At 63.1% G+C, this 13353-nt stretch carries 14 protein-coding genes and 1 pseudogene; 8 read left to right on the plus strand and 7 right to left on the minus strand.

Annotated elements, in window-relative coordinates:
• Positions 1 to 22: 22 nt before the first annotated feature.
• The 4 genes from Q2941_RS41980 to Q2941_RS41995 all read right to left on the minus strand — a co-directional run bounded on the left by Q2941_RS41980 (position 23) and on the right by Q2941_RS41995 (position 2123).
• Positions 23 to 367, minus strand: coding sequence for a curlin repeat-containing protein (locus tag Q2941_RS41980; RefSeq protein WP_027525358.1), 345 nt, complete (start codon positions 365 to 367; stop codon positions 23 to 25).
• Positions 368 to 411: 44 nt separating this feature from the next.
• Positions 412 to 804: a curlin gene (locus Q2941_RS41985; RefSeq protein ID WP_027525359.1), complete on the minus strand. Its 393-nt coding sequence runs from the start codon at positions 802 to 804 to the stop codon at positions 412 to 414.
• A gap of 125 nt (positions 805 to 929) precedes the next feature.
• The gene (locus tag Q2941_RS41990; protein ID WP_027525360.1) at positions 930 to 1316 is read right to left on the minus strand and encodes a hypothetical protein; all 387 of its coding nucleotides are present in this window, start codon (positions 1314 to 1316) and stop codon (positions 930 to 932) included.
• Positions 1317 to 1445: 129 nt separating this feature from the next.
• Positions 1446 to 2123 (minus strand): response regulator transcription factor, encoded by a 678-nt coding sequence (locus tag Q2941_RS41995; RefSeq protein ID WP_051389915.1) that lies wholly within the window; start codon positions 2121 to 2123, stop codon positions 1446 to 1448.
• A 687-nt stretch (positions 2124 to 2810) separates the two neighbouring features.
• Between Q2941_RS41995 and Q2941_RS42000 the strand changes: the two genes are divergently transcribed.
• Genes Q2941_RS42000 through Q2941_RS42015 form a run of 4 tightly spaced genes read left to right on the plus strand, consistent with a single transcriptional unit; the run spans position 2811 to position 6537 of the window.
• The gene (locus tag Q2941_RS42000) at positions 2811 to 4241 is read left to right on the plus strand and encodes an efflux RND transporter periplasmic adaptor subunit (RefSeq protein ID WP_027525361.1); all 1431 of its coding nucleotides are present in this window, start codon (positions 2811 to 2813) and stop codon (positions 4239 to 4241) included.
• Positions 4238 to 4960, plus strand: a complete 723-nt coding sequence (locus tag Q2941_RS42005; protein WP_027525362.1) for an ABC transporter ATP-binding protein — start codon at positions 4238 to 4240, stop codon at positions 4958 to 4960. The genes Q2941_RS42000 and Q2941_RS42005 overlap by 4 nt, the downstream gene beginning before the upstream one ends.
• On the plus strand, positions 4957 to 6180 hold the full coding sequence (locus Q2941_RS42010) for an ABC transporter permease (protein WP_027525363.1): 1224 nt from the start codon (positions 4957 to 4959) through the stop codon (positions 6178 to 6180). The genes Q2941_RS42005 and Q2941_RS42010 overlap by 4 nt, the downstream gene beginning before the upstream one ends.
• Positions 6181 to 6231: 51 nt before the next feature.
• Positions 6232 to 6537, plus strand: coding sequence for a response regulator transcription factor (locus tag Q2941_RS42015; protein ID WP_051389916.1), 306 nt, complete (start codon positions 6232 to 6234; stop codon positions 6535 to 6537).
• Positions 6538 to 6605: 68 nt separating this feature from the next.
• Here Q2941_RS42015 and atzD read toward each other — a convergent pair whose 3' ends face one another.
• Together atzD and Q2941_RS42025 are read right to left on the minus strand one after the other, a co-directional pair.
• On the minus strand, positions 6606 to 7727 hold the full coding sequence (gene atzD / locus Q2941_RS42020; protein ID WP_027525364.1) for a cyanuric acid amidohydrolase: 1122 nt from the start codon (positions 7725 to 7727) through the stop codon (positions 6606 to 6608).
• Between the two features lie 356 nt (positions 7728 to 8083).
• Positions 8084 to 8299, minus strand: a complete 216-nt coding sequence (locus tag Q2941_RS42025) for a hypothetical protein (protein WP_027525365.1) — start codon at positions 8297 to 8299, stop codon at positions 8084 to 8086.
• A 224-nt stretch (positions 8300 to 8523) separates the two neighbouring features.
• Between Q2941_RS42025 and Q2941_RS42030 the strand changes: the two genes are divergently transcribed.
• Together Q2941_RS42030 and Q2941_RS42035 are read left to right on the plus strand one after the other, a co-directional pair.
• A complete protein-coding gene (locus tag Q2941_RS42030) occupies positions 8524 to 9330 on the plus strand; it encodes a Crp/Fnr family transcriptional regulator (RefSeq protein WP_027525366.1) in 807 nt (268 codons plus the stop codon).
• Between the two features lie 167 nt (positions 9331 to 9497).
• Complete coding sequence (locus tag Q2941_RS42035; RefSeq protein WP_458196181.1) at positions 9498 to 11324, plus strand: peptidoglycan-binding domain-containing protein; 1827 nt, start codon at positions 9498 to 9500, stop codon at positions 11322 to 11324.
• 213 nt (positions 11325 to 11537) lie between these two features.
• On the opposite strand, the gene Q2941_RS42040 is transcribed toward Q2941_RS42035, so the two are convergent.
• Complete coding sequence (locus Q2941_RS42040) at positions 11538 to 12095, minus strand: cytochrome b (RefSeq protein WP_027525367.1); 558 nt, start codon at positions 12093 to 12095, stop codon at positions 11538 to 11540.
• 185 nt (positions 12096 to 12280) lie between these two features.
• Here Q2941_RS42040 and murI point away from each other — a divergent pair, with 185 nt between their 5' ends.
• Positions 12281 to 13078 carry a glutamate racemase gene (gene murI, locus Q2941_RS42045; protein ID WP_458196182.1) on the plus strand — a complete coding sequence of 266 codons (798 nt, stop codon included), beginning with the start codon at positions 12281 to 12283 and terminating at the stop codon, positions 13076 to 13078.
• Between the two features lie 60 nt (positions 13079 to 13138).
• A pseudogene (locus Q2941_RS42050) lies at positions 13139 to 13353 on the plus strand (HpcH/HpaI aldolase family protein); the annotation flags it as partial.

A 13353-nucleotide genomic window follows, 5' to 3' on the forward strand; every position in this document is an offset into this window, starting at 1 on the left:
GTTCCGAACGGGGGTTCGGATCTCACGGACTGGTCTGGGTGACGTGCGACGTGTTGTTCAGGCCGACTTGGCCAACGAACCCGGAATTCAAGCTCCCGAATTGGGAGAGCGACGCGCTATTCGTCCCGCCAAATTGCAGGATGCCGGTGGCGTTGTTGCTGCCGGTCTGGGTGACGGTCGCGCTGGTCGTGCCGCCGACCATGAATATGCCGGCCATGTTGGTCGAACTGCTCTGGTTCAGGACGACCGGCGGCCCGTTGACCGAGACGATCGTCTTGATGTCGGCGCTTTGCGCCCGTGCCGGGCCGCTCGCCATGCAACAGGAGACGAGAGCTGCCATCGCAGCGACCACAAGATGCTTGTTCATCACATGCCTCCACATTAGTGCCGAGATCTCGGCGCGACCTCAGCTCACGGAGCTGCCTGAAGGATGGTGGAGCCGTTCACAATCCCGATCTGGCCCACGGCGGCCGCGTTGTTCAAGCCGATCTGACCGATCAGGCTCGTGTTGGAGCCGCCGACCTGACCGACCGCGGCATTGTTGGTCGCGGTGGGCGTCGTGCCACCCTGTCCGATCGTCGCCGAGTTGACCGAGGACAGCGATCCCAACTGCACGCTCGTCGCCTGGTTGGTCGCACCGAATTGCAGCGTCGTTGCAGTGTTGTTCACCGGGCCGCTCTGCGTCGTAGACGAGGTATTCGTGGTACCGAACTGCAACACTTGGACCGTGTTGTCAGCTTTGGCCTCGATAGAGGTCAACGCGACGACCATGACGGCCGTTGCGACTAGATAATTGATCCGCATGTGACTTCCTCCGTCAATAGTAGCTGGCCGATCCGCTCGTTGCATCAACGAGCCTGATCGCAATAATTTGGAATATGGCCCGGGCGCGCCGCGCTGTGACGCGCCCAGGTAGGTCCGGGGCTGGCTTAGTGCTGCGTAATGGTGCTGGAGTTCACGCCGAGGCCGATCTGCCCAACGGCAGCGAAGTTGTTCGGAAGGCCACCGATCGAGGACTGGCTGATTCCGCTGGTGTTGTTGCCGGTCGCAACCTGTCCGGTGACAGCGGCGTTCGCGGCGCCGACCTGGGTCACCGAGCTGGTGTTGTTGAGCGAAGGCGTGGTCGTGCCCTGCAGGGTAAGCGCGCCGTTCACGATGCCGACCTGAGTGGTCGTCGAGCTGTCGTTCACGTGGCCCTGCTGGTTCACGGAGGAGCCGTTCACGGCGCCAAACTGGAAGGTGGTCGCCGTATTGTCGGCGCGGGCGCCGGCGGTGAGAGCGAAGAGCGCGACGGAAGCGAGAATCAACTTACGCATGGAGTATCCCTTTCGTGCCAAGGTTAGCGGTGAGCGATGTCGTATGCAAAACTCTGCGACATCATGCGGGATACTCTGAACCGTCGAGGCGGCGCCTGATAGACTGAGGTTCATGCTAGTCCGGACGGACTAGATGCCGCGTGCGAATTCGGCTCCATTCAATGCGACGGCGCCGTGACGTGTCGTCGCAACGTTCGGCCTGATGCTGTCGACGAGCCTCACCACCTCGATGGGTGAACGCAGCTGCAGCTTCCGCATCATGCGGGCGCGGTGCACCTTCACCGTCACCTCGCTGACATTCAGCCTGGCCGCGATCTGCTTGGCGACGAGTCCCTCCGCCATCAGCAGCAATATGTCGCGCTCGCGCCCCGTCAGCTCCTCGAAGCGCTGCCGGGCATGGCGCACGACGAGCTCGCGCTCGAGCCGCCTGCGGTCACGCTCCACGCCGAGCCGCACCGCATCGAGAATCTCCTGCTCGCGAAATGGCTTGGGCAAAAATTCCACCGCACCACGCTTCATCGCTTCCACCGAGATGCGGATGTCCGAATGGCCGCTGATGAACACGATCGGAACCGAGACCCCCGAATCGGCCAGCATCCGCTGCAAATCGAGCCCGGTTGGCGAGGTGCCGGGAAAGCGAACGTCGAGCACCAGGCACGACGGGCCATCGGAGAGTTGCTCCACCAAGAATTCGTCAGTCGAGCCGAACAGCTTCACCTCGAGCCCGGCGTCATGGCAGAGATCTGCAAGGGCACTCCTTATTTGCTCGTCATCGTCAATCACGTAAATCGTTGCCGGGCTACCCATGACTCAAAGTCTCCTTGTCCTATAACTTTTTGTCGTGAGAACCGATCGCCGCTGGGTTCCCTCACACGCAATCAACCAACCATCCTAGTGCAGCGGCGTGACATTGCTGTGGGCCAGTTCACACTTCCTGCGCTGTGGGCCAGTTCACACTTCTGCGCTCCTTCCCCGCGATGCGACAGATCGATGACAACGCGCCGCATGTGCAGGCGTCGAAACACTGCGTCGCATTCGACGATGATCATTAAGCTTGGTCTTGCGTGAGATCACGGCATCGCCGACGACATGACGCAGCGTTGCGGATGCGGAAGGCCGCGTTTTCGTGCAACGAATGTGCTGAAGCCGCCGCCGTGTCGCACATGTACTCATGGTGCGCTCTCATACACGAGCAGAAATCAGTACGCTCCCACCAGCGCATATCCCCTCTCCACCATAGCACATCTTACAATTAGTGATTGAAAAAGATCGATTCTGAAGCTGCGTCGTATCCCGAAGTATATCCAACATCCCAAAAGTGGCGGATCGGCGGCTCACAACTTGACGTTTGTTTCATGGAGCGCACACGTCCAGGGGCCTAGAACCGACGACATATTGCTGGACCGTCAAGCGAGAGCACAGAAATTGCTACCTGTGCGTGAGGGTGCGAATTGTGCCTGACGGTCTTCTTTTTGATAAGGCCGGGGTTTCAATATGCGTTTTGTGCCAATCCTCGTTGCGTTGGGTGGCGTGTCCGCACTTGCGGCGGCTTTTGCCATCGACCCCGCCGGTGTGCGCTCTTCGACGACCTGGATCGCAAACGAAGCCGGACACGCCTATCGCGCAACCACACAGGCCATCCTGCCCGCCCTACACGAAACGCCGACCTTCGGCTCCGACCCGCTGATGTTCCGCTACGCCTCGATCCAGCGCGGCAGCATCGAGCAGACGATCACGGTGACCGGCGCGCTTCAGCCGGTGAAGACGATCGAGGTGGGCTCGCAACTGTCGGGGCAGATCTCGAAGGTCTACGTCGACTTCAACGACAATGTGCGGAAGGACCAGCCGCTGGCGCAGATCGACCCGCGGAGCTTTGCGGCCAAGGTCGACGAAGCCAAGGCGGCGATCGAGATGGCGCGCGCCAATGTCGAGCTGGAACAGGCCAAGCTCGACCGCGGCAAGATCGACCTGGAGAATGCGAAGGGTACAAGGGCGGTGCTGTCGGCCAAGCTCGACAGTGCCCAGGCCGTGAAGGCGTCAGCGCAGCGGACCCTCCAGCGGAAATTGGCGTTGCAGTCGCAGAACGTGGTGGCAACCACGACGGTCGAGGATGCGCAGACCGATTTCACCGCGCGTCTCGCACAGGAGCGCGAGGCGGAGGTCCTCGTGACGCTGAACGCCTACGCCGTCGAAGGCGCCACCGCCGATGTGCGCCGGATCGAGGCCGAACTCCAGCAGGCGAGGACGGCGGTGCCGGAGAAGGAGGCCATCCTCCGCGCCGCCGAGGCCGATCTCGACCGCACCATCATCCGCTCGCCGATCGACGGTGTGGTCGTCGGCCGGTTCATCAACGAGGGCCAGACGCTCGCGGTCGGCCTCGAGGCGAGAACCGCCTTCCTCGTGGCGCACCGGCTCGAGGACATGGAGATCCACGCCCAGGTCGATGAGGCGGATATCGGACGCATCGCCGCCGGCCAGCGGGCACACTTCACGGTCGATTCCTATCCCGACCGCCGCTTCGAAGCGATCGTGCGACAGGTCCGCAAGGCGCCGCAGACCCAGCAGCACGTGGTCACCTATACCGTCGTGCTGTCGACCTCCAATCTCGACGGCGCACTGCTTCCCGGCATGACCGCCCTCGTCAAGATCGTGGTCGACCGCCAGGACGACGTTCTGAAGGTACCGGTCGCAGCGCTGCGCTTCCAGCCGAGCGGCACGCAGCCATCGACGCCCCAAAGCCGTGACGGCGTATGGCTGCGCATGCCCTCGGGTTCGCTCAAGCGCATCGCGGTCACAGTCGGCACCGACGGTGCCGAGCAGGTCGCGCTCAAGAGCGGCGACTTGACGGAAGGCAGCCAGGTCGCGGTCGGACAGGCGATCCGGCCTGCGGGCATGGAGCTCCTCGGAATAAGGTTCGGATCATGACCGCCCTGCCCGCACTCGTCAGCGTCAGATCAGTCTGTCGCACCTACCGGACCGAGGGCGTCGCGGTGACCGCGGTGCGCGACGTCAGCTTCGACATCCGGCGCGGTGAAAGTCTTGCCATCATGGGCCCGTCGGGGTCCGGCAAATCGACCCTGATGAACATGATCGGATTGCTTGATCGGCCGAGCGAGGGCGCGATCCTCCTGGAAGGTGGCGACGTCGCCGATCTGGCTGATGACCGCAGGTCCGAACTGCGCGCGCACGCCATCGGCTTCGTGTTCCAATCCTACAATCTTCTCGCGCGGCACAATGCGGTCGAGAACGTGGCGCTGCCGCTCGTCTATGGTGGCATCCGTCACAAGCAGCGGATGCTGCGTGCCGAACAGTGCCTCGAGGCGGTCGGCATGCTGCACCGGGCGCGGCATTTTCCGAGGCAACTGTCCGGCGGCGAGCAGCAACGCGTTGCGATCGCGCGCGCCCTCGTCGCCTCGCCGGCGATCGTGCTCGCGGACGAGCCGACCGGCGCACTGGACAGCCGGACCGGCGCCGAGATTCTGGCTCTGTTCGACGCACTCCATGACGGCGGCCAGACCATCGTGATGATCACCCACGATTCCAGCGTGGCCGCGCGCTGCGAACGAACCATTCGCCTGCATGACGGCGAGGTCGTCGCAGATGAGATGCGTGACCCATTGCCAAACAAGGTCTGGGCATCATGACGGCATATCAGGCCCTTCAGACCGCCCTTCACGCGCTGCGCCTCAATCCACTGCGCAGCATCCTGACCATCCTGGGTATCGTGATCGGCGTGGCCTCGATCGTCACCGTTTTCGCCATCGGCAAGGGCGCGCAGCTTCGTGTCGAGGAGCAGATCCGCTCGATCGGCTCCAACGTGCTGATGATCGAGCCTGGCGCGGTTCAACAGGGTGCCGTTCGCATGAAGGCCGGCACCAAGCTGACGATGACCGAGGGCGACGTGCAGGCGATCCTCGATCAGATTCCGGAGATCCAGACCGCGGCGGGTTCGGTTGCGGGCACCGCGCAAGTCATCCGGGAAGCCAAGAACTGGAACACCACGATCAACGGCACGACCACTTCGCACTTCATGGTGCGCGACTGGCAATTGTCATCCGGCCGATACTTCTCCGCGGCCGACGAAGCGAGCGCCGCGAAGGTCGTCATTCTGGGCAGTGCCGCCGCCAAAGAGCTGTTCGCGCCGGGCGACGATCCGATCGGCGCGCAAGTCAGGATCATGCAGGTCCCGCTCGAAGTCATCGGCGTGCTCGATCGCAAAGGTCCGGCGCAGGACGATGTCGCCTTCGTTCCATTGACCACCGCCAAGCTGCGCTTTCTCGGCAGCGCGAGCGGTATCAACCGCGACGCCATCGCCTATATCCTCGTCAAGGTCGCCTCCGATACCCAGATGGCAGGTGCGACCAGCGAGATCGAAGGCCTGCTGCGGCAACGACACAGGATTCCCGCCGGTCAGGCCGACGATTTCAAGGTGCTGGATCCCGCGGCTGCCATGGAGGCGCAACAGGGTGCCATCCGCACCGTGGCGCTGCTGCTGTTCGCGATCGCCTCGGTCTCGCTCCTCGTCGGCGGCATCAGCATCATGAATGTCATGATCGTTTCCGTCACCGAGCGCACCCGCGAGATCGGAATTCGCCGCGCGCTTGGCGGCCGGATGCGCGATATTCGTTTGCAATTCCTTTGTGAAGCTCTCGTCCTTTGTCTTCTTGGCGGCGCCATCGGCGTCGTCGGCGGCGTCACGATGTCGATGACGGTGGCGCGAGTAGCTGGCTGGGTCACCGCGATCGATATGCAGTCGATCGGCCTCGCCGTTGGATTTTCAGCCGTGACCGGTGTGATCTTCGGGTTCTATCCCGCCCACATGGCTTCCAAGCTCAGTCCGATCGAAGCGCTTAAGGTGGAGTGAGAAAAATGCTGGGATGGTCACATCAACCTTCATGCCAGGGAGGAATTGGTCATGAATACAAGCGTACCAATCACACCGACGCCGCGTGAGCGCGAGCTCATGATGCTGATTGCCCGTGGCATGCAGAACAAGAACATCGCCTACGAGCTCAAGATCTCCGAAAATACGGTTCGCGCGCATATCGGCAACATCATGCGCAAATACCGCCTTCAGAACCGGACCCAAATAGCCATCATCTTCGCACTTCAAGCCGCTTCGCCATCGCTGCGCAGTGACCTCGTGAGCGCCTCCGGTCCGACGCTCAATTCGGCCGCCGTGTCGATCCATCATCGCAGCGTGAACAGCGCCGCGAAGTAAACGCGTTACATTGGCCGACGTCAGCCGGCCGAACGCCGATGAGCACGGGGATACTCCCTCCACCGCGCTCAACCGGAATCATCGGCGACCCGCACGATGGCGGCAACAGGGCCGCCGCCCGGAGGCCCCTGGTGCTCGGCCCCGCCGGAGACGTAGACGGCGCCGGTTCCTGCAAGACCGCCGATCAGGCCGCCAACTGCGGCGCGGGCATGCCGTGTCGCGCTGATGTCGGTATCCTCCAGCATCGTGTGGCGAAAGCCGCGTACGCTGCCGTTCGGCGAGGCCTCCGCCTTGGCGAAGATATTGACGAGCTCGCGGCCCGTATCCGCCGTCGATCCGGCCTTTAACCCCACGCTTGCGAGCGCCTCGATCACGGCAGTGGCATCAATAGCGTCATGCATGACGGCATGGCCGATCTCGAACGTGCTCGCCGAAGACGCCGAGTTGCCGAGTACGATGACGACGTTGTGCATCAATTCGATCCCCGCCGATGTCGAGGCCACCGACGAAAACAGCTCGAACCGCCGCAGCACGTCCTCGTCGCGGATCCCGCCATCGATCTCGCCGAGCGCTACCGCAACCCCGAGCGCAGAGGCGCCGCGCGAATAGGCCATCGAGGTGTAGGCACTTGTCGTCACGGTTGTGTTGCCGCGCGCGGAGGCCGCCTCGACACGGTCGCTGGTCAGAAGCGGGCATTTGATCTGGACGAAATGCACGTCTTTCGGCTCGGTGATGCCGGCATCCGCCATGGCTGATGCCACCGCTTTCGCCGTTTCCCCGATCTGCGCGCTGCGGCCGAGCTCCTCGGGGAGGAAATCCCGGGTCTGTGCCATGCCGATGCTGAGCCGCTTTCCGGCAAGGCCGGCGGACGGTTGCGCGATGATTTGGCGCGTGAACACGGTGATGTGCGGGCTCAGCACGCCTTCGGTGCCGCCTGACATCACGAAGGCGATGCGCTGCTCGACCTGATGAGGCTCGAGCCCGATATGCGGCGCGAGCGCCGCGCAGAGCGCCGCCACGGCATACTCGCGCGTAAAATCGTTGACGCCGCCATTGCCCTCGGTCTTGCCCAGGACCGCGAGGATCGCGTTCGGATCGATCTCGCCCTGCTCGATCAACCCCAAAAGGCCTGCCACGTCGCCCGGCCCTTTGGTGGCAATTCGAACGACGCCGACCGATGTTGTGCGCATACCATCTCCCTCGCGGCGCGGCGATGCAGCAAGCCGACCGCACCAACGAGCATAGTGGTCGGGACAGGGATTTCCAGACTGCAAAATTTGCTGTCGCTTTCGTCAAGCTGTCATCGAACCGCTGCACAGAATTGCAGCAGACGGCGCTGACGACCATTCCACGTCGTCAAAGCCCGCTCAGCCAGGCAGGTTGGTGGGCGTGGGCCCGGTCATTGCCTGCGGACCATCGTTCGGCGTCGGTGAGCGCGTGCTCAGCTCGGTGCCGGCCCTTCGGCCGCTCGGCTTCTTCCCAGAGCTGTGGGTGCGTGCGCGAATCTGCTCGTCAGTCGGGTAAGGCATCACAAGTCTCCCAACGATCAACCGGTCCCCGTGATCTGCCGCTCCAGGCGCCGCGCCGCGCGAAATTCATCCAGATGATGGATATTGGGCGCGAACGCCGCCTCCCTGGACAAGAGATGATAGACGCGCGCGACGGTTCGCTGCTTGCGCTTTGCCGGTCCCGCCGGCAAGGCACGCGCCTTGCGGGTGGCCACGATCGCGTGCTCACGAAAATAGTCGCAAGAATCGGACATGACTGCTCACCGGACATTGCTTTCAGTGCTAACGGCCTCGACCGGAGCCCGTTCCGCCCTCCCGGTCGGACCGGTTTTTCGGGCCCGACGAGTGGACAATTGCCGAAACCGCCGCGCGGGCTAGAATTGGCCGCTTGCATCGAATCCGCCGGTCATCTTACTCAAACGATCGATTTCGATTATCTGTATCCGAAAAGCACCGACGGCTTGAGGCGTGGGGAAATATGATGACGTCCAACGCAGATATCTCGTCGATTTTGAACCGCATTCTCGATACGGCTGCGGACAATCTCAGGGTCGCGAAGATCCTGATGCAGATGGGCCTCGATCCCAACAACATCACCTACGACGCCCTGTTCAACCGCCTGCTGGAAATCTTCCTGGCCAATATCACGCTGGCCAATCTGTTCGCCGTCGTCGGCGCGACGTTCCTTGTCGCAACGCTTCTGATGCAGACCATGGTGCCGCTGCGGGTCGCCAACATGATCGGTTGCGCGTTCTTCGCTGCCTATGGCTTGCTCTCCGGAAACGCCTCGACTTTCCTGCTGTATCTTTTGCTCGTCCCCATCAACGGCATTCGCCTCCGCCAAATGCTCAAGCTCGTGAAGAAGGCGCGCCACGCGACGCAGGGCGACATGTCAATGGAATGGCTGAAGCCCTTCATGACCGAGCGCAAATACCGCCGTGGTGACACCCTCTTCAAGCTACACGACCCCGCCAACGAGATGTTCCTGACGGTGACCGGCAAGTTTCTGGTCAAGGAGCTCAACATCGAGATCCCGCCTGGCCGCCTGATGGGCGAGCTCGGCTTCCTGACGCCGAACAACCAGCGCACCGGAACGGTGGAGTGCATCGAGGACGGCCAGGTGCTGACCATCACCTATGAACGGCTGCTCGAGATCTACTTCCAGGATCCGCAGTTCGGCTACTACTTCCTGGTCCTCGCCAGCCAGCGTCTGCTCGAGAACATCTCGCGCTTGCAGGAGCAGCTCAAGGCCGAACGGGCGACGACCACGAACAGGATCGCGTAAAAGCGCGCGGGCCGATGATGCTGCCGCACAGTCCCCCGGAACCAGAAGGCCTGGGCGACAGGCCGTAGGCCGAAATGTCGCAAGCCAGGCTCGACAGGAACAGCGGCCCGGCGGGGCTGTTGGGCGTTGTCAGAGCGGTGCGAAGTCTCGGGAACTTCCTTGCTCTGATGCGCCAGGAACGCGCCGGTGCGCTACGCGCAGGTGTGGTGTTTCCTGAATGCGATCGCGATCAGCGGCTCAAGCAAGCTGAACAGCGCACCGTCCGACAACGGATCGAACGCACTGAGCCAGATCGCAAGAAGAAAATAGCAAAAGAGACAATCGCCAGGAGAAATCGAAGGCGAATGAAATCGGAGGAGATGATGGAACGTAGAATCGCAAAGAACAAATTTCTGCTGACCACGGCTATGCTCTTGGCAAGCGTCAGTCTGGCGTCAGCACAAGGCATGCGGGAAGGCGGCAGCATGGGTGGCGGGACGGTTGGCGCCGGAGAACACGGAATGTCTGCCGGCTCATCCGCAAGCCAGTCGGGCGGTGAAATGCATCGAGGCTCTGCCCGCCCATCGCGCGGCGAAGGGTTGGCGCAGGGCCGTGGACGGGCGGAAGGTCCGAGCGAGGGGCACATCGGCCAGGGTCCGGCTCAGCGTGGCGAGCAAATGCAGCACCAGACCACAGGGCAATCCTCGAGAGAAGGCGGTCGCGCGGCAGAGAGGAGCGAGCGGCAACTCGGACGAGAGCAAACCCAGCGCGGGCAGACTCAGGGAAGTCAGGCCATCGGTCAGGGAAAACGCGACAAGGAGCAGATTCGTCGTTCCGAAACAGGCCAGCGTGCAACCGGAGCTGAAACGCGCCAGAGCCAGCAGCAGCAAAACCGGACCGGTGTGACACAGGGACAGAGCGCAACGACAACAGGCCAAAGCAAAGCAACATCAGGCCAGAGCAAAGCGGGCCAGAACACGACCGGCGCGGCACCACTGCGGCAGACGGGCACGACACCCCAAGGCCAGACTGACACTGCCAATCAGGGCCAGACCCGGGGCCAAGCCACCGCTCCCGCCCAGACTCAGGGCCAGGCCAACGTTGCTGCGCAAGGCACTGAAAGTCTCGCGGGTCGCCCAGTCACGGCGCAACAGCAAACCACGGTGCAGCAGTCGGTACTGTCCGCCAGCAACGCTCCGCGCGTGAACGCGAACGCGGTCGACTTCGCGGTCAATCGGGGCGTGGTGGTGCCCGCGAGCTTCACGGTCGCCTCAGTCGCGGCGTTCCCTGCCCTCATCGATGTGTTCCCGTACTATCGCGATGACAGCTTCTTCGTCGTCGAGGATGAAGTCGTGTTCCTCGATCGGGAGCGCCGGGTGGTCGACGTCGTCCCGGTCGGGCCGCGGGTCCGTTACAGCCACGCAAGCAGCAGCGGCAGCGTCGCAGCGCTCAATCTGAGTTCAGCGGAGATCCGCGAGGTGCAACACGTCCTGATCGATAGGGGCTTGCTGGTCGGAGAGGCAGATGGCGTGCTTGGGTCTCGGACACGTGAGGCCCTGATCACGTTCCAGCGGCAGCAGGGCATCGAGACGAGCGGCAGCATCGACACGCGAACGGTCGCAGCGCTTGGCCTGTCGAACAGGATCCAGGGTGCAAGCCAGTCCTCGACAGTCGGTCAGGGCCAAACACAAGGCCAAACCCAAGGTGAAGCCGGCACCCAGCAGCCTTCCCCGCAGCAGGGCACGCCTGGACAGACGACCGGCCAGGCGAACGCACCGGCGCCGCAGAACCAATCGACGACGACCGGTCAGGCTGGAACGCAACAGCCATCTGCACAACAGAGCACGACCGGACAGGCTGCCCCTTCGCAGAACCGGTCCACCGTGGACCAAGGCGGCGATCAGCCGAACGCCAATCCGAACAGCGGGTCGTCATCATCGACGACGGGCCAAGGTCAAGGCGCGCAGGCGCCGGCTCGGAGCCCCAACCAGTCTCCGGGCAATGAAAAAGAATAGAATAACAAAACCGAGCCCCGCTCCCGAGCGGGGCTCTCGCACCTTGCTTCGTCATTGCGAGCGAAGCGAAGCAATCCAGAGTCTTTCCGCTGAGGTATTCTGGATTGCTTCGCTGCGCTCGCAATGACAGTGGGGATAGACGAGAAAGCAACGCTCGCGATCGTCATGCCCCGCGTGACATTGAGGCGAGCAGCACGCAACAGAGCTGCCTCCCTACCCCGCCTTCGCTTCCTCCGTCAGCATCCGCACCGCGACGCGGTCGCGGCGGATGTAGTGATGCCAGGCGGTAGCGGCGACGTGAACCACGATCAGTGCCAAGAGCACATAGGCAAAGAGGATGTGGCGGTCTTCGTAGGCGCGCGCTGCCTCGCGGTCGGGCGAGGTGAATTGCGGCACGTGAAACAGGCCGAAGAAGCTGGAGTAGTCGGGCGCATGCGCGCCGGAATGTGCCCAGCCGAGCATCGCGACCAGGATGACGATGAGATAGAGCGCGGCGTGGCTGATGCGCGCGGCGAACTTCTGCCAGGGACGGCTGTCGCCCGGCAGCGACGGCGTCGGGTTGCCGATGCGCCAAGCCAGGCGAATGACGGTGAGCAGCAGAACCATGTAGCCGATATCAGCGTGGATCGAGCGGTAGAAGAAGCGATCGGGCCTCTCCGGCACGTGGTTGACCCACCAGCCGAAGCCGATCATGCCGATGATCGCGATCGCCAAGATCCAGTGAAACCAGCGGGAGATACTGCCCCAGCCGGCATTGGTGTTTCTGATCATGTCGGCCCCCGAATTCTGCGGATGTCCCCAACTGCGGCGCAGCATGGCGCGATCTGATAGCGGGCGAGCGCCATCGAGGCGATTTGAATCGTTCAAAATTGGGCTGCACCCGCGTTCGCCGCAAAAGCGCCCCAAAAACCGACCCAAAAACCGAATGGTAACCATGGCACGGCTAGGGTAACCGCGTGACAGACTCCCCGACCATATTGGTGTTCGATTCCGGCCTTGGCGGGCTCACCGTGCTGCGCGAGGTCGTCGCGGCGCGCCCCGACGCGCATTACGTCTACGTCGCCGACGACGCCTTCTTCCCCTACGGCCATCACAGCGAGGACGAGATCATCGCCCGCGTGGTGCCTCTGGTCGGCGATCTGATCGCAGCACACAAGCCTGACCTGATGGTGATCGCCTGCAACACCATGTCCGTTTCGGTCATGAGCCACTTGCGTGCTGCCTATCGCGTGCCATTCGTGGGCACGGTGCCGGCGATCAAGCCTGCCTGTGCGCAGTCGCAGACACGGCGCGTCTCGGTGCTCGGCACCAAGGCCACCGTCAAACGCGAGTACACCCAGGCGCTGATCCGGGATCACGGCCAGGGCTGCGAGGTGACGCTGGTCGGCTCGCCCGAGCTCGCTTCTCTTGCGGAGGCAGCGCTCAGCGGAAACGCGATCAGCGACGGCGATATCTTCGCCGAACTGAAGCCTTGTTTCGTCGGAAACCCCGAGGATGCGACTGCGCGCACCGACACGATCGTGCTCGCCTGCACGCATTATCCGCTGCTGCTTGACCGGTTGATCAAGCTCGCACCTTGGCCCGTGAATTGGATCGATCCGGCCCCGGCGATCGCCCGCCGCGTTTCGGACCTGCTCGGCCCGTGCGTCACCGATCTCGTCCAGTCCGGCGCCGAAATCGTTTTCACGTCCAAGCGCACCCATACCTTGGGGCCCGCGTTGACACCATTCTTCGGCGGGCGCGTCCCGGCCTGACTTTTCGCGTCGCTGGCACGCTGCTAGGTTGCGCCGCCTCTATCCCGCAGGTTCTGCGCCATGTCAGCCACATCAACGCCACTCAACCGTCTCCGCCAGCTCTGGCGTGAAGGCCGTCCCGCCTTCGGAGCAATCGCGACCATTCCGAGCGTGCAAACCGTGCAGATCATGGCGCGCTCGCTCGATTGGATCATCGTCGATCTCGAGCACGGGCCGATCGGGCTGACCGAGGCGCATGCGATGATCGCCGCCACGACCGGCACGCCATGCACGCC

This window comes from Bradyrhizobium sp. UFLA05-153 (assembly GCF_054185185.1).

What these genes read in the sequence shown, in the direction of transcription:
- Q2941_RS41980 (WP_027525358.1), bottom strand. Translation starts at nt 367, where the DNA reads ATGAACAAGCATCTTGTGGTCGCTGCGATGGCAGCTCTCGTCTCCTGT.
- Q2941_RS41985 (WP_027525359.1), bottom strand. Translation starts at nt 804, where the DNA reads ATGCGGATCAATTATCTAGTCGCAACGGCCGTCATGGTCGTCGCGTTG.
- Q2941_RS41990 (WP_027525360.1), bottom strand. Translation starts at nt 1,316, where the DNA reads ATGCGTAAGTTGATTCTCGCTTCCGTCGCGCTCTTCGCTCTCACCGCC.
- Q2941_RS41995 (WP_051389915.1), bottom strand. Translation starts at nt 2,123, where the DNA reads ATGGGTAGCCCGGCAACGATTTACGTGATTGACGATGACGAGCAAATA.
- Q2941_RS42000 (WP_027525361.1), top strand. Translation starts at nt 2,811, where the DNA reads ATGCGTTTTGTGCCAATCCTCGTTGCGTTGGGTGGCGTGTCCGCACTT.
- Q2941_RS42005 (WP_027525362.1), top strand. Translation starts at nt 4,238, where the DNA reads ATGACCGCCCTGCCCGCACTCGTCAGCGTCAGATCAGTCTGTCGCACC.
- Q2941_RS42010 (WP_027525363.1), top strand. Translation starts at nt 4,957, where the DNA reads ATGACGGCATATCAGGCCCTTCAGACCGCCCTTCACGCGCTGCGCCTC.
- Q2941_RS42015 (WP_051389916.1), top strand. Translation starts at nt 6,232, where the DNA reads ATGAATACAAGCGTACCAATCACACCGACGCCGCGTGAGCGCGAGCTC.
- atzD (WP_027525364.1), bottom strand. Translation starts at nt 7,727, where the DNA reads ATGCGCACAACATCGGTCGGCGTCGTTCGAATTGCCACCAAAGGGCCG.
- Q2941_RS42025 (WP_027525365.1), bottom strand. Translation starts at nt 8,299, where the DNA reads ATGTCCGATTCTTGCGACTATTTTCGTGAGCACGCGATCGTGGCCACC.
- Q2941_RS42030 (WP_027525366.1), top strand. Translation starts at nt 8,524, where the DNA reads ATGATGACGTCCAACGCAGATATCTCGTCGATTTTGAACCGCATTCTC.
- Q2941_RS42035 (WP_458196181.1), top strand. Translation starts at nt 9,498, where the DNA reads ATGCGCCAGGAACGCGCCGGTGCGCTACGCGCAGGTGTGGTGTTTCCT.
- Q2941_RS42040 (WP_027525367.1), bottom strand. Translation starts at nt 12,095, where the DNA reads ATGATCAGAAACACCAATGCCGGCTGGGGCAGTATCTCCCGCTGGTTT.